Origin of the sequence: Calothrix sp. NIES-2100, assembly GCF_963875285.1 — a bacterium.
In the GTDB taxonomy this organism is placed as follows: domain Bacteria; phylum Cyanobacteriota; class Cyanobacteriia; order Cyanobacteriales; family Nostocaceae; genus Aulosira.
Genome location: NZ_CAWNLA010000001.1, coordinates 2,150,071 through 2,171,137 on the forward strand (window position 1 = coordinate 2,150,071; position 21,067 = coordinate 2,171,137).

18 protein-coding genes are annotated in these 21,067 nt (G+C 41.5%); 5 read left to right on the forward strand and 13 right to left on the reverse strand.

Features of this window, described 5'->3' with window-relative positions; genetic code table 11:
- The 11 genes from AACU32_RS09220 to AACU32_RS09270 all read right to left on the reverse strand — a co-directional run bounded on the left by AACU32_RS09220 (position 1) and on the right by AACU32_RS09270 (position 14,159).
- Positions 1-1,191 carry a sigma-70 family RNA polymerase sigma factor gene (locus AACU32_RS09220; protein WP_096607925.1) on the reverse strand — a complete coding sequence of 397 codons (1,191 nt, stop codon included), beginning with the start codon at positions 1,189-1,191 and terminating at the stop codon, positions 1-3.
- Positions 1,192-1,415: 224 nt separating this feature from the next.
- Positions 1,416-1,949: a protein-tyrosine phosphatase family protein gene (locus AACU32_RS09225; RefSeq protein ID WP_096599296.1), complete on the reverse strand. Its 534-nt coding sequence runs from the start codon at positions 1,947-1,949 to the stop codon at positions 1,416-1,418.
- Between the two features lie 155 nt (positions 1,950-2,104).
- On the reverse strand, positions 2,105-4,744 hold the full coding sequence (locus tag AACU32_RS09230; protein ID WP_096599297.1) for an EAL domain-containing protein: 2,640 nt from the start codon (positions 4,742-4,744) through the stop codon (positions 2,105-2,107).
- Between the two features lie 1,277 nt (positions 4,745-6,021).
- On the reverse strand, positions 6,022-7,320 hold the full coding sequence (aspS, locus tag AACU32_RS09235; protein ID WP_096599298.1) for an aspartate--tRNA(Asn) ligase: 1,299 nt from the start codon (positions 7,318-7,320) through the stop codon (positions 6,022-6,024).
- Between the two features lie 636 nt (positions 7,321-7,956).
- On the reverse strand, positions 7,957-8,298 hold the full coding sequence (locus tag AACU32_RS09240) for a cupin domain-containing protein (protein WP_096599299.1): 342 nt from the start codon (positions 8,296-8,298) through the stop codon (positions 7,957-7,959).
- Positions 8,295-9,464, reverse strand: a complete 1,170-nt coding sequence (locus AACU32_RS09245; protein ID WP_096599300.1) for a zinc-dependent alcohol dehydrogenase — start codon at positions 9,462-9,464, stop codon at positions 8,295-8,297. The genes AACU32_RS09240 and AACU32_RS09245 overlap by 4 nt, the downstream gene beginning before the upstream one ends.
- A gap of 341 nt (positions 9,465-9,805) precedes the next feature.
- Positions 9,806-10,354, reverse strand: a complete 549-nt coding sequence (locus tag AACU32_RS09250; RefSeq protein WP_096599301.1) for a hypothetical protein — start codon at positions 10,352-10,354, stop codon at positions 9,806-9,808.
- 53 nt (positions 10,355-10,407) lie between these two features.
- Positions 10,408-11,577: an alcohol dehydrogenase catalytic domain-containing protein gene (locus tag AACU32_RS09255; protein WP_096599302.1), complete on the reverse strand. Its 1,170-nt coding sequence runs from the start codon at positions 11,575-11,577 to the stop codon at positions 10,408-10,410.
- A gap of 154 nt (positions 11,578-11,731) precedes the next feature.
- On the reverse strand, positions 11,732-12,430 hold the full coding sequence (locus AACU32_RS09260; protein ID WP_096599303.1) for an SRPBCC family protein: 699 nt from the start codon (positions 12,428-12,430) through the stop codon (positions 11,732-11,734).
- Between the two features lie 145 nt (positions 12,431-12,575).
- Positions 12,576-13,673: a DJ-1/PfpI/YhbO family deglycase/protease gene (locus AACU32_RS09265; RefSeq protein ID WP_096599304.1), complete on the reverse strand. Its 1,098-nt coding sequence runs from the start codon at positions 13,671-13,673 to the stop codon at positions 12,576-12,578.
- Positions 13,674-13,769: 96 nt separating this feature from the next.
- Entirely contained in the window at positions 13,770-14,159 is a 390-nt protein-coding gene (locus AACU32_RS09270) for a DUF2267 domain-containing protein (RefSeq protein ID WP_096599305.1), read from the reverse strand.
- 523 nt (positions 14,160-14,682) lie between these two features.
- Here AACU32_RS09270 and AACU32_RS09275 point away from each other — a divergent pair.
- The 5 genes from AACU32_RS09275 (at position 14,683) to bchE (ending at position 20,098) form a co-directional block, all read left to right on the forward strand.
- Entirely contained in the window at positions 14,683-15,078 is a 396-nt protein-coding gene (locus AACU32_RS09275) for a DUF6335 family protein (protein WP_339377697.1), read from the forward strand.
- A 313-nt stretch (positions 15,079-15,391) separates the two neighbouring features.
- A complete protein-coding gene (locus tag AACU32_RS40680) occupies positions 15,392-15,445 on the forward strand; it encodes a hypothetical protein (protein ID WP_445223218.1) in 54 nt (17 codons plus the stop codon).
- 305 nt (positions 15,446-15,750) lie between these two features.
- Positions 15,751-16,503, forward strand: a complete 753-nt coding sequence (locus tag AACU32_RS09285) for a biliverdin-producing heme oxygenase (RefSeq protein WP_096599307.1) — start codon at positions 15,751-15,753, stop codon at positions 16,501-16,503.
- 447 nt (positions 16,504-16,950) lie between these two features.
- Positions 16,951-18,348 carry an oxygen-independent coproporphyrinogen III oxidase gene (gene hemN, locus AACU32_RS09290; RefSeq protein WP_096599308.1) on the forward strand — a complete coding sequence of 466 codons (1,398 nt, stop codon included), beginning with the start codon at positions 16,951-16,953 and terminating at the stop codon, positions 18,346-18,348.
- 130 nt (positions 18,349-18,478) lie between these two features.
- Positions 18,479-20,098: a magnesium-protoporphyrin IX monomethyl ester anaerobic oxidative cyclase gene (bchE, locus tag AACU32_RS09295; protein ID WP_096599309.1), complete on the forward strand. Its 1,620-nt coding sequence runs from the start codon at positions 18,479-18,481 to the stop codon at positions 20,096-20,098.
- 91 nt (positions 20,099-20,189) lie between these two features.
- Here bchE and AACU32_RS09300 read toward each other — a convergent pair whose 3' ends face one another.
- Positions 20,190-20,351 (reverse strand): hypothetical protein, encoded by a 162-nt coding sequence (locus AACU32_RS09300; RefSeq protein WP_339377700.1) that lies wholly within the window; start codon positions 20,349-20,351, stop codon positions 20,190-20,192.
- 40 nt (positions 20,352-20,391) lie between these two features.
- Positions 20,392-20,649: a hypothetical protein gene (locus tag AACU32_RS09305; protein WP_096599310.1), complete on the reverse strand. Its 258-nt coding sequence runs from the start codon at positions 20,647-20,649 to the stop codon at positions 20,392-20,394.
- Positions 20,650-21,067 lie beyond the last annotated feature (418 nt).

The window sequence follows — 21,067 nt, forward strand, 5'->3', positions numbered from 1 at the left end:
TCAGCTAGATTCGCCATAGTCAACTTGCAACCATTCTTCTAAAGCGGTACTCATATCTTTAATTAGGTTGGAAGTCACAGAAATATTAAGTCCATCTTGGCTCCATTGGATCAATGCTGTGAGCAATGATTCTCTAGCTTTGAATAGCCTGCGAGAAACCGTAGGCTGACTCATTTGTAGGCGTTCTACAATTTGTGGCTGAGTCAGTCCCTGTTGGTAGTAAAGTTTAAGTATTTCCTGGGTTTTTACCTCAAAATTTTGTATAGCTTTTAACAAAATATCTCGAATCTGAGATTGTTGATTTTGTTGATCTTGGTCATCCTCTGCGGCGATCATATCAGCGATTAATGAAACGGAGGATGGATCTGGCAAATCAAAAGTTGTTGTGGAGTCATCGTCTGATATGGCTAAATTTAGAGAACTGACAGGGGGATACAGATAAGCACGCACATACATAGCCGCTTGGGTTAACCACTTTTCAATTTTCTCTGTTGTGCATTCTGCGATCGCTGGAGTTAATTGATTTTGTCGTTCGCGGTTGTAGAGGTTGACAATAGCTTCCCAATGCTGGCGATTTGGATCTGGTAGCGCCTTTGTGCCTCCTGGTTGGTTTTGGAGATACAATTCCTTGAAACAAGTCCAAGCTAGCCGATATTGGGCAATTACGGTAGGTGATAATCCTGCTTGATCGAGAGCTTCTAAGAACTGCTTTCTGCTGACTTTGCGTAACAATCCCCAACTTGTACAAATATCAGCTTCCTTGCGTTGGCGTAAAATATCTTTTAGCCGACTGGCGATCGCTATTGTCCCATAGGCTTTTAAGTTAGAAGATTTTTCTGGGTTAAAGCTTTTGAGAATTGTTTCGATTTCCGCATTCGCCATTTGAAAGTAATCAGCTAGGCTGTATTGGCTATGTGTAAATCTGGTAATTGTTTTTTTAGCAGTCCAGTAACTTGATTCTTGTAGATAAGCACAAAGATGCATTCTAGCAAGGCTATGAGATTGTTCTCGCCAGTGCTTGTGCCAATATAGTGCCCAAAAGTTTTCTGAGTTAGGGACTTCTGGTGAAGACTGTAAGCAATTTTGGATACTGCGACGCAGTTTGATATCAATCAACCATTTGCTAAAACTGTCTCTTTCCAACTGAACGAAGGTTGAGAACATCTCCGTAATTTCTTGGCGAGGACGCATAAGCAATTCAACATTTAAATTTATCTGAAATTCAGCAACTATCACAGCCGCAGATACTTCTACGGCTAATTGCAGGATACTGCCATCAAGTGTGTTAGGGCAATATTACCTTCTTTTGCGACTCACAGAGATTGAACGTAAAAGCCCACTCACAACACCTAGAAAGTCAATCAGTGCTGTTCAGTCTGGGTTTTGGACTTTCCAGAAAGTAAGCGATCGCTATCTTAAGCCGATCGGCAATTATTCAACAGTGAATCAAGTTCTTGGACAACTTTATAGGGATTTTTGCCCCTAAATACAGATGCGATCGCAGCTTCATAAGGATTTCTGCCTGTTTTCTTGATGGCGGCGATCGCTGTTTTATTTGATAATCCCCGAACACTCGCTAACCATGCGGCTAGTACATGACCAGTACGCCCATTACCACCAGCACAGTGGACAACTACTTTCTCACCTTGTTTGTCTGCTGTAATTAAAAAAGGAAGTATTTTCGTAGTGAGTGTTTCTAAATCACATAGGTGGAAGTCTTCAATTGGTGCCCAGCAAACTTGCGCAGCCCCAAATTCTTGTTCATATTTATTTACCAGATTCAGGGAATAATTAACTAATTCCTTTTCAGGCAGAAGGCAACAAACTCGCTTAATATCTTGCTGCTTCATGAACTCAATCCAATCATGCACATTCTGGTTTAAATACCCAGGACGCGCCGCACCAAATACTATTGGTTCATTCTCCCCGGCTGGAGCAAATTTGTACATTTTTAACAGCTAGATCTGAATATTCTAATTTTAACTTTAGTTTTAACTAGTACATCGCAGCATCATTAAAGCACCCATGACAAATGACGCAAGAGCAAGGAATTCAATTATTTTGAATGCGTGAATGCGTGACTCTTGACTTCCGCGCAGCGGTACTAGTGCTTTAGTTTTTCTTTTTGCAGTATTTCTGTAATTTTGTGGGCAGCAAGCGGCCGGTAGAAGAAATAACCCTGTACATCCTCACAATTGATAGATTTCAAAAAATCGAGTTCTTCTTGTTTTTCCACACCTTCAGCGGTAAGCTTTAACCCTAGACTCTGACCTAATACTACGATCGCTTTGACAATATGAGCTACTTTCTGATCTGTTGACAATTCTTGAACAAAAGACTTATCGATTTTTAAATGGTGCAGCGGTAAAAGCTGTAGGCGCGATAAAGAAGAATGACCAGTACCAAAGTCATCAATAGAAAGATAAACACCCATCTGCTTTAAATTTTCCAGCACTGTTGTGGTGAACTCTAAATCTTGAATAGCAGTTGACTCTGTAATTTCTAACTCTAAAAACTTCGGCTTTAAACCTGTTTCTTGTAAAATGCTAGTCAAAATGTCCAGTAAATCCGGTTGGCGGAACTGTTTCGGAGAGAGATTGACAGCGACAGTCAGCTGCGGTAATCCTGCTTCTTGCCAAGCTTTATTTTGCCTACAAGCTGTTCTGATTACCCATTCACCAATGGGGACAATCAATCCACTTTCCTCAGCCAAGGGAATAAAGATATTAGGCGCTACTAGTCCCATATCCGGGTGTTGCCAACGTAGTAGAGCCTCCATGCCAGTAATTGCTCCCGTTTTAATATTCACCCGTGGCTGATAATACAGCATGAATTCTTCCCGTTCTAGGGCATAGCGTAAACTCTTCTCTAAAGTTAGGAATGCAGGTGACTTAATACTTAGATTAGGACTGTAAAACTGGTAGTTATTTCTACCAGCATCTTTTGCGTGATACAAGGCTGCATCCGCATGTTGGATTAGGGTTTCAGCATCAGGGCTGTTGTCATTCAATAAGGCGATGCCAAGGCTAGCACTGATATAGAGTTCGTGCCCTTTGATTTCAAAGGCATTCGTTAAAGCTTTGAGGATTTTCTGCGCTATCTGTTTTATTTCTTCTAGAGAATTTACTTGGGGCAGTAAAATAGTAAATTCATCACCCCCCCAACGGGCAGCGGTGTCCCCAGTTCTCAGGCATTCTTTCAATCTTTGAGCTACCGATTTTAACAGAATATCTCCTAGTGTATGCCCCAAAGTATCATTTATCACCTTGAAACGATCTAGATCGAGAAACATGACAGCGAGACTATCCGGATTGATACCTGCATTAGGTAAAGCTTTATCAAGGGAATGATTAAACTGAAGGCGGTTAGGTAAACCTGTGAGTAGATCGTGAAGAGCTTGGTAACGAATTTTTTCTTCTACTTGCTGACGCTGCCAAGCACCACTGATACTGGCTGCCATCGTCAACAAGGTAGACTCTTCGTGTCTTGACCAGTGACGTGCTTGTGAACAATCTGCCAAGCCTAGGTAACCCCAAAACTTTTCCTCAAAACACAGCGGTACTAAGAAGATTGATTGAATTTGATCTCGGAGGAGAATTTTTTGTTCAGTGAGAGGAAATTCCTGGGTGAGTCCAATAATCGATTGTCCCTGTGATAGTGCAGTGTACCAACGCTCTAAGCCAGCAGACTGATAAATCTGATTGTGCCAGTGGGGCTGCGATCGCTCAATATGCGATCGCGTCCATTCAAACAGTAGACTGACGGCCATTTCCCCTGTAGTCGGATGGAGATGGTTTTTGAACAGATAAGTACGGTCTACTGCGGCCGCTTCACCTAGTATAGCTAGAGCTTTTTCCACACCGCTCTCGTAGTTCATTTCGACAAGCAAATAATTAGCAGCTTCCGCGACTGCTTGTAGTAAACGGTCTCGCTGGCGCAGTTCGGCTGTAGCTCGCTTTTGCTCTGTAATATCCCTAATAATAAAAGTTCTAATCAAATCACTTTCTGGAAGATAATGAATAGATTGTTCAAAAATTTCTGAACCTACTTCCACCTCGCGAACGAAAGAATTTCCCAGGCGATTTTTAATTGCTTTGAGCAATCCTCTCAAGACTGGGTGTTGCTCCCCGGATTCCCTCAATTTGGGAAATTTGAGAGCTGCTGCGGGATTGAGATATATCACTGTTCCCTCTGTATCCATTTCGATAATCGGATTAGGAATAAGTTCTGGGAAAGATGCTAGACGCGCGAGTACTGTCTCACTAGCACCTTCAAAGTTCATATCGGGAGTGATCAGAGTCTCAAAAGGATTGACCGGATGGGCTTGCTCCGATAGGTAGGTAGATATGTCCTCAACATTAAAAGATTCAGAAAAAGCTTTTTCTGACAAGTTGGAAATGGCGTAGTATTTCGCACTAACTTGGTTATTACCAAATGCAATCACGTCTCCGTGCTGGAGATTATGAGAGTAGCATTTATTACTATTTACGAATAAACCATTCGTACTTTTTTTTCCTTTGAAATCACCATCAATAATCCGAAAGCCATATTGATCGGTCTCTGGAATAGTCACCCTTAATAAAATGGCATGTTGTCTCGATACCGATCGCGAACGGAGGACAATAGCGTTTCCCGAATCCCGACCGAGAGAATAAGTAGCCTCTTGTAGGGGAATAGTTTGTTGCCCCTGTAAGTCTTTGATAACCAAAAGGTGACGTATTTTTTCCCGTTCATTTTCTGGCATACCTTTTCCTCAAATTCTCATATCTTGGGTCTTACTTAGAAAATACTCATCCAAATAATTTGAGTTTTTACTTCAAAGATAAAACTACTCAATTGACTTGATTAGTATTTATGAGAGGATAGCCTGCCCCTTATGCTTTGGATTTGGCTATCTGGAACGATATGCCTAATTATTTAGCCAGGGCTTCCCAGAGGAATCCTAGCTGGTTTCTCAACTCACTAGAATGATTGGAAAATTTGGGCTTACGGTCACATCTCTCGACTTTTTGGTGTATTCACTACCAGAATAAATTCAAATAGGTCGGAAAATGTATGGTATATTTGCGGATTTTTAGAAGATTAACGAAAATTCAACCTGCCTTTGTTTATCTAGCAACAGGGTAATGGTGATAACCCGATTTTTTGTAATTTATTGAGAATTTTCTCACATGTGTGGTTAGGGACTTCCAAGTAAAAAAATATTCCCGAAGCTATTGTTGTACGGGCGGGTTTAACCGACATATCTATTTTAGGCGTGAATATCTCACAGAACCTGCCCCTACAGACGGTTCACAGTTAACCGTCAAACGTCAACAGTCTACCGTCAACGACTTTAACGGAATAATTTATTTTTTGGAGTTCCCTTAAGCGATGTCTGATGAAAAGCTGCTACTCTACGAGTTCTGCTACCATGCTCTAAGGGATTCGCCCAACGCAATAAGCATCTACGCTAATATCTCTCAAATATCTGACTAAGGTTTTACTACTAAAAGTAAAGTTTAATTGCAAGAATAATTCCCCTCTAGCTAATAGTGATAATTTATTAATCAGAGCTAACAAGCTTTCCTGGCAGATCCAACAGCCACAGTCCAAAAGTTAAATTAAGTTAAGAGGTAAAAACGCTGTTTCTATATCTGTCTCGTCAACTAACTACAACACCCAAATCGAACACTTACATTTCCTCAAATTAGTGCCTCCAGGGGGGCGATGTGACTGATTTTTTAATCTCTTTGCACAAGTGATATAATCAGTACAACCCCAGATATTAGCGAGAAAAGAGAGGAAAACTAAGCTAGTAGTTTGGGTGTTGTTGTTTTAAATATAGAAATTTATCAAGATATTGTTTTAGCGATCGCCTCACCTCTAATCGCTGATTAACTGGACAAAACTGGACAATAAATACATACTTCTAAATACTGATATGTATGACAAATTATGTAAAGCCCTTCGGGTATAGCTTCGCTGCGCGGTAAGCGAAGCTAATGACCCACTTTCACCCCATTTTTCAATAAGTTGAGATTATGGCGATATTCGGTATCTATCTCGTGGGTAAAGCGTCGCTTGCCTAACATTTGCTAAATGTAAAATTCTCGCTGTTAGTCTTTCTAGCCCAATCGCTAATCCTCCATGTGGAGGCATTCCGATTTCAAACATTCGTAGATGATGTTCAAAAGACGCGGGATCAATACCACGGTTATGAAGTGCTTGCTCTAAATCAGAGCGTTTGTGAAGTCGTTGTCCACCTGTTGTGATTTCAATACCTTCAAAAAGTAGGTCAAAGCTTTGAGAAGCTCCGCGATCGCCTCGTGGGTGTGTGTAGAATGGTCGTCCTGTAAGCGGAAAGCCAAGTACAAACACAGCAGATATTCCTGTTTCTGACTCTGCTAGTTGGCAAAGTTGGCGTTCTGCTTCTGGGTCTAGATCATCTATCAGATCGGTACGACCAAAGTAATGCTTGAGCTTTTCTAAGCATTGTGCAAATTCCCATATAGGGATATCAAGCATTAGCGGTAATGGCTTTGAACGATATTTTTCCAGTATGTGAGAGTACTCTTGATTGAGTCGTTCAAAGATGAAGTTGAGGAGTTCTCGCTCTAACTGTATGACTTCTTCAGGACTTTCGATAAATCCTAACTCAATATCTAAAGAGTAATATTCAGTCAGGTGACGGCTACTAGCGTGTGGTTCAGCACGATAAACATGACCAGTTTCAAAAACTCTTTCTAAACCAGCCACAGCTTGTTCTTTATAGAATTGCGGACTTTGAGCGAGGTAAGCTGAACGCTCAAAATATTTGATTTCAAATACATTTGTTCCGCCTTCAGTTCCGCCTGAAACTATTTTGGATGTGACTATTTCAGTGAAATGTCGCTCCCTTAAGAATTGCCGAAAGTAATGCAGAATTGCTGCCTGTATTCTAAAGATGTCACCAACACTATGATTACGCAGTGATAGCGGACGGTAGCTCAAAATGGTATCAATGCCGATATCAGCTAGATCGGCATTAGAATTGAATGGCAATAAATGAGTTACTGAATTGAGCAAAGAAATTGCTAATATTTCCACCTCAAAACCAGCACGGGCGCGGGAGTCTGCTCTGACTTTACCTCTAACTTCGACAGGCTCGTCTGGCTTCAGTGAAATTTCCCGTAACGCTTCGGAATCAGCAACACACTGAATCTCGCCACTACAGTCTTTAACAATGATGAATGTTGTGCGAGCCAGCGATCGCAAACGAGAAATCCAACCTCGAATAATAATTTCTTCTGCAATTGATGAGTTGAGGGAGGCAATTAGCCTTCGTGTAATAGTCTCCATATCATAGGTTCCGCAAAATAACTATCAATAGGCTCAGGCTTTAGCCTGCACTATCCATTGCTGGAACCATAGAATGGCGGTACCATCCAGCTTCCACGAACTCTACTTTCGGCTTGAAGGAAAGTTAATTACAAGAACGTGGCACTCACTTGCTGCGATATCGTTGCAGATACGTTTTACCCTACTAATGCCCACTTCTGACAGTTTGAGACTGATCGGAAATCTCCTTTTCAGGTAAACCTCTCCGAGGGGTCTATCCTCTTCTTTGAGTTGAGGAAATGATAACGTTAAATTCAATGAATATCAAGGGGCAGATACAACGTTGCCGACACAAACTTTGTAGGGTGGGCATTGACCAGATATTTGTGTTTTGGTGGTCATTGCTCACTTTATTGATAACCCCATCAGAGTGTCTTGCGATCATTAGACCCGTCCAAAATATAATGCCAGATAAAAATATTACAAAAAATAGGAATATCTAAAACTATAGATACACACAAAAAAACACCGATAAATATAGTCAATTTATCGGTGCTGCTCTGTGTTGATTTTGTCTTGAAAGAGGTAGAAAATTGCAGAAGGATTCAGTAATCAAAAGTTATCTTTCAAAATAGATTCTGAATCCTGAATTCTGCTTTAATTTTCATCACGCCCATGTACTTGTGCAGGCGGACTCGTCGCTTCAACTGCGGTAAACGATTCGAGAATCTTATATGTATGGTTTGCTCCTTTCGGAACCACCCAAGAATCTCCAGGTTCTAATAAAATAGTTTGTCCTTCAATATGTAACTCAGCGCGACCGTTGATTACATAACCGACTGTTTCATAGTCGCGGGAAGTTGGCGGTTTATCTTCGCTTGGTTGTTCATTTTCCCAAAGACGCATTGCCAAAGTCTTACCAGATGCAAGATACTTCTGACCGAGTTTACCTTTAGGAGAATGGGTAGAGTCTACTTTCTTAACGCTGGTGTCACTCATGGTTTTAGTACAACCTTGATACAGTTATCTTTTTTGTGCTTGAAAATTTCGTAGGCGTGGGGCGCTTGTTCTAGAGGTAGGCGGTGGGTGATGATAAATGAGGGATCGATGTCACCATTTTGGATATGTTCTAGTAATGGTTTGACATACCGATGAACGTGAGTCTGTCCCATTTTGAAAGTCAAACCCTTGTTCATCGCCGCACCCATAGGTATTTTGTCCAAAAAGCCACCGTAAACTCCGGGAATAGATAGGTGACCGCCTTTACCACAAGCTACAATTGCTTGTCTTAAAGCTGTGGGTCGGTCTGTTTCTAGACGTACTGCTTGCTTTACCTTGTCGTACACCGCCATCGCGTCTGTACCATGTGCTTCCATCCCCACAGCATCAATACAGGAGTCAGGGCCACGACCTCCGGTCATTTCTTTGAGTGCTTCGCCTACATCAAATTCTTCGTAGTTGAGAACTTCGGCTTTACCATACTCTTTAGCCATTTGTAGGCGTTCGGGGATGCGGTCGATGGCGATAACTCGTTCTGCACCTAACATGTAAGCGCTTCTGATGGCGAATTGTCCGACAGGGCCACAACCCCACACAGCGACAATATCACCGGGTTTGATGTTGCAGTTCTCAGCGGCCATGTAGCCTGTGGGGAAAATGTCGGTTAAAAATAATACTTGCTCATCCGTTAAACCATCAGGAATTTTGAACAAGCCAACATCGGCAAAAGGCACTCTAGCGTATTCTGCTTGCCCACCAGCGTAACCGCCTAATAAATGGGAGTAGCCAAATAGACCTGCGGGTGAATAGCCCATCTGCTTTTCTGCTAACCAACCATTGGGGTTAGAGTTATCGCACAAAGACCACAAATCGCGCTGACAGAAGAAACAAGAACCACAAGAGATAGTGAAAGGAACGACGACGCGATCGCCTATTTTCACATGTTTAACACTGCTACCCAGTTCAACGACTTCCCCCATAAATTCATGCCCAAGGATATCACCTTTTTGCATTGTGGGAATATAGCCATTGTAAAGATGCAAATCGGAACCACAAATTGCTGTGGAAGTGATTTTGATAATTGCATCACGGGGGTTGATCAGTGTGGGATCGGGAACTGTATCCACCCTTACATCATTGGCTCCATGCCAACAAACTGCTTTCATAATTATTAATCCTTAGGCTTTAAATTTCTTTACTTTGCCAAAATTAATATCTTGATTCACGATTAATCGTGATTTTATTCTTAATCAAGAAATTACTGACAATTTATTATTGCGTTTCTTACAAACAGTAGGGGCTATTTCACAGATATGATCAAATTATTGACGGCTATCTCGCTTAACCCGCCCCTACGGCCTTTAGACAAAGGGTAGGGGCTATTTCACAGATATGATCAAATAATTCACGAATATCTGGCTTAACCTGCCCCTACTGAGTTTGAAAAAAGGAGTAAGAAATTAAGGATAGTATGGGTTGGGCAGTGCCCACCCTACAAAGCTTATTACTAATTCCTATTACCAGGATTAACGACATCTCCTACTTTGTTCTTCACTGAATTAACAAAGTCTTTTGTCGCCCGAGGAGTGTCTTCATCTAAGTTTAGCTTTTCGCGAATATTATTAGCAGCTTTGCCGAGTTTGTTTTGGCTATTTTCAATCGGGTTATTGTCTGGTGTACCTTTGTAGTAGATACCTTCTGGGGTTCTTACTGTTTCACCACTATTGCTATTGCTGCTACTGGAACTATTGCCATATCTACTATCGCCATAATATCCTTGATCATCCTTCAAATTTCGTCTGATATTATCGCCAGAATTTGGTTTTAGGGCATCTTTAGCTTTTTCCAACAAATTCTTATCACCGCCGGTATTGCCAACGTTATCGGGTGTGCCTTTGTAATAGATACCTTCTGGTGTTTTCACAGTGTCGGCTTGAGCTAGCATTCCATTACTATAGCCGAAACTTTGCATTCCTAAAAACGCCAAACCTAGCATAAAAACAACCACAATCCGGCGCACGATCGCATTTTGAATCCAAGCAAATACACGTACCATAGATATCCTCTGTTACATTACAATCTGGTTATTGTTAATAGCTATGAGCTATTTCACGGTTTAAGAACAACTTTGATACAGTTGTCTTTTTTCTGTTGAAAAATCTCGTAACCGTGGGGTGCTTGTTCTAGCGGTAATTTGTGGGTAACAACAAAAGATGGATCGAGTTTCCCATCCAAAATCATGTTGAGTAACAAATGCATATATTTCTGTCCATGCATTTGTCCCATTCTGAAGGTTAAACCCTTGTTGATAGCAGCACCGAAGGGCATTTTGTCTACGAATCCACCGTAAACACCCATAATAGAAAGAGTGCCACCTTTACGTGCAGCTACCATCATTTGTCGTAGTACATGGGGACGGTCGGTTTCTAATCTCAGCTTTTGTTTTGTCTGATCGTAGAAGTCTTCTAAACCGACACCATGCGCTTCTAAACCCACTGCATCAATGCAAGCATCGGGGCCACGGCCACCAGTCATCTCTTTCAACGCTTCGCCAGCATCAACATCTTCGTAGTTGATTGTTTCTGCTTTGGCATACTTTCTGGCCATTTCTAGACGTTCGGGAAAGCGATCAATCGCAATCACTCTCTCTGCACCCATCATGTAGGCGCTAATCATGGCAAACTGTCCGACAGCACCGCAACCCCAAACGGCTACGGTATCACCGGGTTGAATATCACAAAATTCGGCTCCCATATAACCGGTGGGAATAGCGTCGGAGATAAATAGCAGCATCTCGTCCGGTAATTCGGGAGGAACTTTCACAACACCCACATCCGCAAAAGGTACGCGCACATATTCTGCTTGTGCGCCTGCGTAACCACCTAACAGATGCGAGTAGCCGTAAATTGCTGAGGTAATATTGCCGTATAATTTCTCTTCCATCCAACCTTTGGGATTGGAATTATCGCACAGCGACCACATATCACGCTGGCAATAATTGCAATAACCACAGCCAATTGTTGAAGGAACAACGACGCGATCGCCTATTTTTAAATTATGGACTCCCCTACCTACATCTACCACTTCCCCCATAAATTCGTGACCGATAATGTCACCTTTTTGCATTGTGGGGATATAGCCACCGTAGATATGTAAATCTGAGCCACAGATAGCTGTGGAAGTAATTTTGATAATAGCGTCGCGAGGGTTGAGAATTTTCGGATCTGGTACTGTCTCTACCCGGACATCGTTGGCTCCATGCCAGCAAACTGCTTTCATAGTTATTAGTCCATAGTCAATGGTCATTTGTCATTGGTCATTGGTCATTTGTCATTTGTGTTGACTACAACTGACAACTGTACGGGCGGGTTTACAGATATTTCTCGCTGATTAGCAACAATCTAAATAAACCCGCCCCTACTGACAAACCCGACTATTGGCGTCCTGTAGGTTGACCTTCTGTGGTGGCGATTTCTCCGGCTTCCATGAGCATTTTGAAGCGGCGTAAATCATCGCCGATTTGTTGTTCTGGTTCTTCACCGAAGAGTTTTGCGATCGCAGCACTCAACTGCCCACCAGGAATGTTATATTCTAGAACTACCTTGACTTCTGTACCTCTGTTACCGGGTGCTTTTTGAAAGCGAACAAAACCAGAATTATCTACATCTGCACCTTCCACCGAAGCCCAAGAAATCAATTGATTTTCCCGGTCTTCTAAAATGTCTGCATCCCATTCCACACTGTTACCCAAGGGTGCATTGGCAATCCAATGAGAACGGGTCTGGTTATACACCGTAACCGATTTGAGATGCTTCATGAATGTCGGCAGATTCTCAAAGTTGTGCCAAAAGCGGTAAAGTTCATCTATAGGCTTATTAATGGTTACCGTCTTTTCAACTTTGATTGGTTTATTCATGCCTACGGCTTCCTGTGCTTGCTGAATCGTGCTTTGTTTGGTTACACCTTGATATATCAAACCTCCACCAGCCAAAGCCGTTAGCGCACCTCGCAACGAGCCTTGTTTCAAACCCATCAGCACCATAGCGCCGCCACCGATTAAAGAAGCCCAACGTTCAGCTTCACTGGCTTCACCTTGACTGGTGTTTGTTCTATCTCCTGGTGTCGCAGTCACTTTTTTTTCTCCCGATTACAGTACAATGACCAGTGAAGGCGCAAAGACTCTCTTCTTCTCTCTCTGTGTTCTTTGCGCTACGGACACTTTCCTATTTGGGAAAATTCCAGCATGGAAGTGTCCTCTTCTGAGGTTGTCAAACAAATTACATAGCTGTAGCCGCACCTGTGGTAGGCTTGGGCGGCTTAACTTCGGCGGTGACAAGTCGGCGATATAGGGTAACTAATCGCTGTTCACATGTCACTAAATCTTGATAAATTTGTTTTAAAAGAGCGGTGGCTACGGGATCGGTAAATTGGGCACACAAATTACCAATATCGCCAACTCCTGTTTGCAAATCGCCTAAAGCGCAACGTATTTGATATACGTCATCGCTACCAGTCAAGCTGGTTTTTACTTTGGCGTATTGTTCGGCGATATTTGCAGCTAAGGAGGGTTTTTCTCCCAATCTATCGAGGTAGGTTTCTAGTTTTTGGATATGGTGCTGTTTAGTTGCAATTAGTTCTTGAAAAATGGATCTCGCGTCTGTATTTGATTCTTTTTCGAGATACTTCTCCAATGCTTCCAAAGAATAACGCTCACCAGCTAAAGCAGTATTCAAACCTTTAACGATATCGCCTTTTGTTGAACCACCCCAAGCATCAGCCAGTTTCCACCATTCAGCAGATGTATCGGTTTCATTGGGTAATGCTGCGTCTTTTCCACCGTAACCCAGACGGCTTAAGATAGCTGTGGTGAAAATCCCTAAATCACCAGGTTCACGGGAAGTAAGCAAATTACCATCAACTACTAGCGGTTCATCTATATAATTTGCACCAGCATTGATAATGTCTTTGCGAATTGCACTGAAACCAGTAATGCGTTTACCTTTGAGTAAATCGCCTTCAATCAAAAGTTGCGGCCCGTGACAGACAGCGGCTACTAATTTTCCTTGTTGTACAGCTTCTTGAACAAAGCGTACTGTATTGGGGTTACGGCGCATTTTATCAGGAGCCATACCGCCAGGAATTATGACTGCGTCATATTCAGCTGCGATCGCTTCTGTGGTGGTAGCATCAGCTTGAGTGCTAAGTTTACCTTGTTTACCCTTATATTTCTCATTCATCCGGGAACCAAGGATCACTACCTCCATTCCCGCTTGTTTTAAGCCATTATAAGGCACAGTAAATTCTGCATCTTCAACGTTATTTTCAATGAGGATCGCAACTTTTTTCTTAGCTGAATGACTGTTATGATGTACCATCTGATTTTTTCCTGGGTAAAATAGTCAACTAATTTGGTAATTCAATTCCTAAAAATGGCGGCATTTTTTTGCCCTCATTCAGTGAGGAATTGTTTACTATGTCGTAGATGCGGTAGTAAACAGTTCTTCGTAATCGTGAGAGAAATGGGTGTGAAAAGCCGTAAATTTTTCTGGTGGGACTGCATTTTGCAAAACTGCAAATACAGCGCGCACATGATTTACAGCCATTATTGGGTCAATATTTTCTTTTTGACTTGTACGGGCTATAAACTCTTGGAGATTAAAGGATTGAGCAGACTCTTTCTGACTTGCTTTTAGATAGTTGCGTAGTTCATCAGGTAACTGTGCAGCTAATTCCTGGGCTTGAGCCGATCCAATCCGTTCTTCAATTGTTTCTAGTGTGGCAAAGATAGCACGTTCTGCTTCTGCACGAGAATTTGATTGAGCTAGGCTTTGTACGTGGGTAATAAACTCGTTGTATTCCACTTTCTACCTCCGGGGTTTCCCAATAAATGCTGTGATTTAGCATTTAGGTAGTTGCAAGCAATCATCAAATTTAAAAAAGATTAATTGCATAGATTGTTAGAGGATGTTTGAAAAGTCCTGTCGTAGGTAGCAAAACCTTTTAGCTCCCCCTAAATCCCCCTTAAAAAGGGGGACTTTAAGAAGTTTTCCCCCCTTTTTAAGGGGGGCTAGGGGGGATCGATTAGTGTGAAGATACAGCAAACCACTTTTCAAACAACCTCTTAAGTTTTTTCAATAAAATATCAGTTATGAACAATAAGCTATTAAGCAAAATACTTTGTTTATTAACTTATTGCCCATAACTAATAACTTCAACTACACGGGGTTTGACCATGAATTCATACTTACCAGAATATGTTTCAAATACTCAATGATCGTCGTTCTCAAGGGATAGATTGTTTTCTTTCTAAAGTAATACATCCCTAGTTAGACAAGCTTTTTTGTGGAAAAGGTTATGGTAAAGAGGCTGCAAACTTGAAGAATTATGCCAAATAATCATCAACCAGAAATCAACCCTGAGGATTTACCCCAAGAAATCACCGAATCTTATGGCACTGGTGTTAAAGAAGTTCCAGGATACAATATCGGTGGTCGCTCCATGCAAGCAGAACGGCGGGAATATACAGAAACTAGCCCCGAACTCACTGGTGGTGATGTTGATGCTTATTGGGAAGATGCAGATGCTGTGGGAGATGAAGCTGTGGGTGGTACTGCGCCGACTCCCGATCAAAATGTCACTGAGGAATTAGAAGCAGCAGTAGGGCTAGAAATGAGCGATCGCACTTTTCTCCGCACTAACGATATCTTAGAAGAGCGTGATGATCGCCGTTGGGAGTTAGACCCCAAGTCCTCTGAAGATTATCAAGAACGCAGAGAGTAATCCTGCAAAAATTATACTTCAATCTTCTAGGTTGGTTGTGGGGTTGAATGCACATTAGTCATTGTGCATTGATTTTCATGCTGGGGTGCAGTATCTTTACTTAATTAAACTAGTAAAAAAGAATGCGACACATGCATTCGTTGGGGCGGGGTTCCTCCGGACTTGGCTGTAGTATGGCCAAGCGATCGCCCATAGTATAGCTGAAATAGATATCAAAAAAGCAGGTTTAAATCGTCTAGATTTGAGCTATGCTAGACTTAGTCTTGCTTTCTGTTGTTAAGTTAAGCTAAATCAAGTAAATCTCTGTAATGCGATCGCAACTGACTTCAGTGGGGCTGATTTCAGAAGGGTAAATTGCCAATGCTAACCGATGATCAATGAAGCGCCAGCCTTTAAATGCAACGGCGCAGTGTCCTCCACAAATCATTGTCTCGGTTAAAGTGATAAAGCTGAGCTAGTCCCAAATCCAACAAATCCAGCCTTAACACGTTTGATAGCAAAGGTGAGTTACCTCTAGGTCGTGCTTTTATAGCGTAATCCTGACTGCTACTAAATTCTGAGTCGGCTTGAGAAATTTTGCCAACCTCAGGTTAATTTTTGAAAAGTTTAGTTTATTTGGTTGTCTATATAGCCATAAAGTTATATAGACAATTAAAAAGTTAGGAATTGAGTATGAGTACCGATCTAGCAACCAAGTTACGGGAAGGAACAAAAAAATCCCATACAATGGCAGAAAATACAGCGTTTATGAAATGTTTCCTCAAAGGGATTGTGGAAAGAGAACCCTTTCGGAAACTAATAGCGAACTTGTATCTAGTTTACACTGCCTTGGAAGAACAGCTTCAGCAATATAGTACTCATCCTGTAGTCAGTCTGATTTATTTTCCCTTGTTGAACCGTAAAGCCAATTTAGAGAAAGACTTGGCTTTTTACTACGGTGAAAACTGGCGCGAGCAAATCTCAGCACTAGAAGCAGGTAAAGTTTATGTGGGGCGGATTAATGAAGTCGCAAACACAGAACCTGCATTATTAGTTGCTCATGCTTATGTTCGCTACATGGGAGATTTATCTGGCGGACAAAGTTTGAAAAAAATTATCCGTTCCGCCCTAGATTTACCAGAAAATCAAGGAACTGGACTTCATGAATTTGAGCAACTACCTACAGTTGAAGCCATCAGAGCATTTAAAGGACAATATCGTGATGCTTTGAATGCATTACCTGTAGATGATGCTTTAGCTGAAAAAATTATCGCCGAAGCTAATTATGCATTTGAACTCAATCGCGATGTTGTTCATGAATTAGAAGCAGATGTCAAAGCTGCTATTGGGGATCACGTTTTTGATTTGATTACGCGCCAAGATAAACCCGGTAGCACAGAACGTTCACCTGGTAATAATTCAGTAGAACTCGTAGCGGCTGAATAAGCATAAAGCATGAAAAGTTCAATTTAGAGAAACTCTAGATTTGGCGTTGCTGAATATGAGTATGAAACCCAAAAATATCATCTTTCAAACTCTTATTCTCTCTAGCTCTGCGTCTAGGAATTAATCCTAATTCATACTTGTTTACAGCAACGCCCTGATTTGTCCTGAATTTTGTAAATTTTTCGATTGTGGCTATCTTGACTCTACAAATTAGATACCCATACGCATAAAATACGACAGAAATTTTCTGTATATAAAACCCAGTTGCTAGCTATCTATGACTGGAAATAGTGTGTTGAGGGGAGAAGGGGGACAAATAACAAATAACAAATAACAACTGACAACTGACCCTGACGGGTTCGGCAGTTGCTTCAAGTCGGGGAACCCGCCCAACGCACTGCCTCACAACTGACAACTGACATTAAATCATTCAAGGTTCTTAGCATGATGAAACTGGCAACACAAACAGTAGAATTCAACTCGGCGTTACTCAGAAAGTACGATCAAGCTTTACCTAGATATACAAGTTATCCACCAGCAACAGAGTTAAAAGAAAATTTTGGCGAGTTGGATTTGAGAGCAGCTATTGCAGTTGGCAATTATAAAAATACGCCCCTATCTCTCTACTTTCATATACCTTTTTGTGAAACTGCTTGCTATTTTTGCGGTTGCAATACAATTATTACCCAAAGAAAAGAAATTGTAGACCCTTATCTCAATTATGTTGCTCGCAATATCCAACAATTTTCTAGCTTAATTTCTTCTAAGCGCCAAGTTCATCAACTACATTGGGGAGGGGGAACACCTAACTATTTAAGTTTACAGCAGGTAGAATTTTTATGGAATAATATTAATCAACAATTCAGCTTTGATGAAAATGCAGAAATCTCCATTGAAATCAATCCCAGATATGTTGATAGAAATTATATCTTTTTCTTAAAAAGCTTAGGCTTTAATCGGATTAGCTTTGGCATTCAAGACTTTAACCCGCAAGTGCAAGAATCTATTAATCGCGTCCAACCAGAATCTATGCTTTTTAATGTCATGGAATGGATTCGCGATGCGGGATTTGAGAGTGTTAACGTCGATTTAATTTATGGCTTACCTTATCAAAGTCTGGCTACCTTTAAAAACACAATAGCCAAAACCATCAAACTCGATCCCGATAGAGTGGCTGTGTTTAACTTTGCTTATGTACCTTGGATGAAGCCTGTACAAAGAAAGATTCCCCAGTCAGCATTACCTCAAGCTTCAGAAAAATTAGATATTCTGAAGATGACAATTGAAGAATTAACTGGAAATGGTTATTGGTTTATTGGGATGGATCACTTTGCTAAACCTAATGATGAACTAACCATCGCCCAACAAGAGGGTAAACTCCACAGAAACTTCCAGGGATACACAACACAACCCGAATCCGATTTATTTGGCTTTGGTATTACTTCTATAAGTATGCTGCACGATGTTTACATTCAAAATATTAAGCAGCTAAAAAGTTACTACCATGCTATTGATTTAGGCATCATGCCCATTGAAAAAGGAGTAAGTCTCAATCGCGACGATATTCTGCGTCGGACTGTGATTATGGAATTGATGTGTCAGTTCCGCCTTTCAATTGATGATGTGGAAGAAAAATATCATATAGCTTTTGATACGGATTTTAATGAATATTTTGCTAGAGAATTATCTGAGTTGCGATTGCTAGAAGCTGATGGCTTGATTCGGATGATACCCAATGGTATTGAGGTAACACCGAGCGGCAGATTACTGATTAGAAATATTGCCTCCATCTTCGATGCTCATACCAGACAGCGAAAAAATGCAGCTTTTTCTAAAGCAATTTAATTTGAAGGATGAAGTGTGAAGTATGAAGTATGAAGTCAAGAAATTCATCCTTCATCCTACCCTTCGGGAAGGGCAAAGCCCTACATCCTTCATCCTTCCTTAGTCCTCTTAAAGCAGCAGGAAAAAAATTATGCGGATCATGATGATTCAACCCAACTATCATTCTGGTGGTGCGGAAATTGCTGGAAATTGGCCACCTAGTTGGGTTCCTTATGTTGGTGGAGCATTAAAGCAAGCCGGCTTTACCGATATCCGTTTTGTTGATGCGATGACAGACTATATTCCTGATGATGTTTTAGCGGGAATTATCGCTCAATATCAACCGGATGTGGTACTAGCAACGGCGATTACGCCGATGATTTACCAATCGCAAATAACGCTACAAATTGTTAGACAAGTTTGCCCCCAAGCCAAGACAATTATGGGCGGGGTTCACCCTACCTATATGTATAGTGAAGTGCTAAATGAAGCACCTTGGGTAGATTATATTATTCGCGGCGAAGGAGAAGAGATTACAGTTAATTTACTACGCGCGATCGCTAATGGTACAGATCAGAGCGATCGCCGTAATATTTTAGGTATTGCCTTCCTCGAAGATGGTAAAGTCGTAGCTACACCAGCCCATCCCCCAATTGCTGACCTGGATACCCTCACCCCAGATTGGGATCTCTTAGACTGGAAGAAATATATCTACACTCCTCTGAACGTGCGCGTAGCTGTGCCAAACTATGCGAGAGGATGCCCATTTACCTGTCGTTTTTGCTCTCAATGGAAATTCTGGCGCAAATACCGTTCCGGTTCTCCCAAGCGCTTTGTCGATGAAATTGAAATCTTGGTGAAAAAACACAAGGTAGGCTTTTTCATTCTTGCCGACGAAGAACCGACAATCAACAAACCCAAATTTATTGCGTTATGTAACGAATTAATCGAACGCAATTTAGGTGTGCATTGGGGAATTAATACCAGAGTCACAGATATTTTGCGCGATGAAAAAGAATTACCCCTTTACCGCAAAGCCGGATTAGTTCATGTTTCTTTAGGTACAGAAGCCGCCGCCCAATTAAAGCTGAACTTGTTCCGCAAAGAAACGACAATTGAACAAAACAAGCGGGCGATTCAATTACTAAAGCAAAATGGGATGGTTGCCGAAGCCCAATTTATTATGGGTTTAGAGAACGAAACCCCGGAGACAATTGAACAAACCTATAAAATGGCGCTGGATTGGGAACCAGACATGGTGAACTGGAATATGTTTACCCCTTGGCCATTTTCAGAATTATTTCAGGAATTAGGCGATCGCGTCGAAGTCCGAGATTATTCGCAATATAACTTTGTCACGCCAATCATGAAGCCCAACGCAATGGAACGGGAAGAAGTTCTCAAAGGCGTGTTGCGCAACTACGCCCGGTTCTATCTGCGGAAAACGCTAGAGTATTGGTTTGTCAAAGATCCCTTTAAGCGAAAATATCTTTTAGGCTGCTTAAAGGCTTTTGCCCAAACTACCCTCAACAAACGCTTCTACAACCTGAAGCGGGTGAAATATAAAGGACTACATGCCGAAATCGAGTTAGGTTTTGATAAATCGAAAATTCTCACTCGTGAACAAATTGCCGAACGCAAAGAACAACATCCAGAATTGTCAGCCGATGTGAATTTTACTGGCAATACCGGCGATATTTCCGCTTGTGGCGCACCCAACGATCTGGAATATCATGGTGATGAGCAGGATGTACCCAGCATGAAAATCTAACTTACAGGCGATCGCTCAATACTTCTCTTCGCAAATACAAAAAGAGCGATCGCTCAACAAAAATTTACATTACTTATAATTTCTTAACCTCTCAAATTGCGATCGCAATCCTCCCAAATTCAACAACATCGTAATTACGAATTATGCTGGCGTTGATTTCTCTCAAAACTGCGGACTTTAGACAAAGACTATTAAAAGTTGCAATGACACTTTTTAGTTTCACATGAATTACTAAAACTTCTCTAGGTGGCATTGCGAAAATCTACATTTAGAAACAGTGAATGGAAATAATTTTAAAACTGTAAAACGACATTTGCGCCTAAAGGCATGATAGCGGTAGCAAAATGAATAGTTTGGTTATCAGGATTACGCCACTCTTTAACCAGAACAAACTCAGTCTCGGGATCGTAAAACAAAACAGCTAAAGATATTTGACCTTCCCAGCAATAATGTACATTGCCATCATGAGACAAGTATACTGCGCCTCTACCGTGCCCATAAAAACCACTGATAGCAGTTCTAGAAAGAGTATTCCAAGAAACATATTTCATAACGCTACCTCTCTGACTAATATTTCATGTCGTTTCCATTCCACATATACTTATCAAAACATCACTCACCCGTATAAAAACTGAGATTATTTATAACTTTTTTTTGAATAAAGGCAATGGTACCCTGCGGGTTCTGCTTCTCTACGAGACGCTGCGCGAACGCAGTACGGCTACACTCGCCAACCAGGTAGGAGGTAGAAGGCAGGATGCAGAAGAAAGAAACTTATTTTTCCCTAAAAATCTCTCTTCCTAATTCCCCTATTTTCAAGCTAGAGGCTTATGTAATCAATCAAACAACCAGCACATAAACATTCTTCTTCCCTAGGGCGTGTTTTCAAAGTCGCCGTCACCCTACAAGGGTGCGGCTAGCTCTACCAAGTCCCTTCGGGTGACGCTCCTTCTCCCAAGGGGAGACGCT

What these genes read in the sequence shown, in the direction of transcription:
- AACU32_RS09305 (WP_096599310.1), bottom strand. Translation starts at nt 20,649, where the DNA reads ATGAAATATGTTTCTTGGAATACTCTTTCTAGAACTGCTATCAGTGGT.
- AACU32_RS09245 (WP_096599300.1), bottom strand. Translation starts at nt 9,464, where the DNA reads ATGAAAGCAGTTTGTTGGCATGGAGCCAATGATGTAAGGGTGGATACA.
- AACU32_RS09250 (WP_096599301.1), bottom strand. Translation starts at nt 10,354, where the DNA reads ATGGTACGTGTATTTGCTTGGATTCAAAATGCGATCGTGCGCCGGATT.
- hemN (WP_096599308.1), top strand. Translation starts at nt 16,951, where the DNA reads ATGAAACTGGCAACACAAACAGTAGAATTCAACTCGGCGTTACTCAGA.
- AACU32_RS09255 (WP_096599302.1), bottom strand. Translation starts at nt 11,577, where the DNA reads ATGAAAGCAGTTTGCTGGCATGGAGCCAACGATGTCCGGGTAGAGACA.
- AACU32_RS09300 (WP_339377700.1), bottom strand. Translation starts at nt 20,351, where the DNA reads ATGCCACCTAGAGAAGTTTTAGTAATTCATGTGAAACTAAAAAGTGTC.
- AACU32_RS09220 (WP_096607925.1), bottom strand. Translation starts at nt 1,191, where the DNA reads ATGCGTCCTCGCCAAGAAATTACGGAGATGTTCTCAACCTTCGTTCAG.
- AACU32_RS09225 (WP_096599296.1), bottom strand. Translation starts at nt 1,949, where the DNA reads ATGTACAAATTTGCTCCAGCCGGGGAGAATGAACCAATAGTATTTGGT.
- aspS (WP_096599298.1), bottom strand. Translation starts at nt 7,320, where the DNA reads ATGGAGACTATTACACGAAGGCTAATTGCCTCCCTCAACTCATCAATT.
- AACU32_RS09285 (WP_096599307.1), top strand. Translation starts at nt 15,751, where the DNA reads ATGAGTACCGATCTAGCAACCAAGTTACGGGAAGGAACAAAAAAATCC.
- AACU32_RS09240 (WP_096599299.1), bottom strand. Translation starts at nt 8,298, where the DNA reads ATGAGTGACACCAGCGTTAAGAAAGTAGACTCTACCCATTCTCCTAAA.
- AACU32_RS09275 (WP_339377697.1), top strand. Translation starts at nt 14,683, where the DNA reads ATGCCAAATAATCATCAACCAGAAATCAACCCTGAGGATTTACCCCAA.
- AACU32_RS09265 (WP_096599304.1), bottom strand. Translation starts at nt 13,673, where the DNA reads ATGGTACATCATAACAGTCATTCAGCTAAGAAAAAAGTTGCGATCCTC.
- AACU32_RS09230 (WP_096599297.1), bottom strand. Translation starts at nt 4,744, where the DNA reads ATGCCAGAAAATGAACGGGAAAAAATACGTCACCTTTTGGTTATCAAA.
- bchE (WP_096599309.1), top strand. Translation starts at nt 18,479, where the DNA reads ATGCGGATCATGATGATTCAACCCAACTATCATTCTGGTGGTGCGGAA.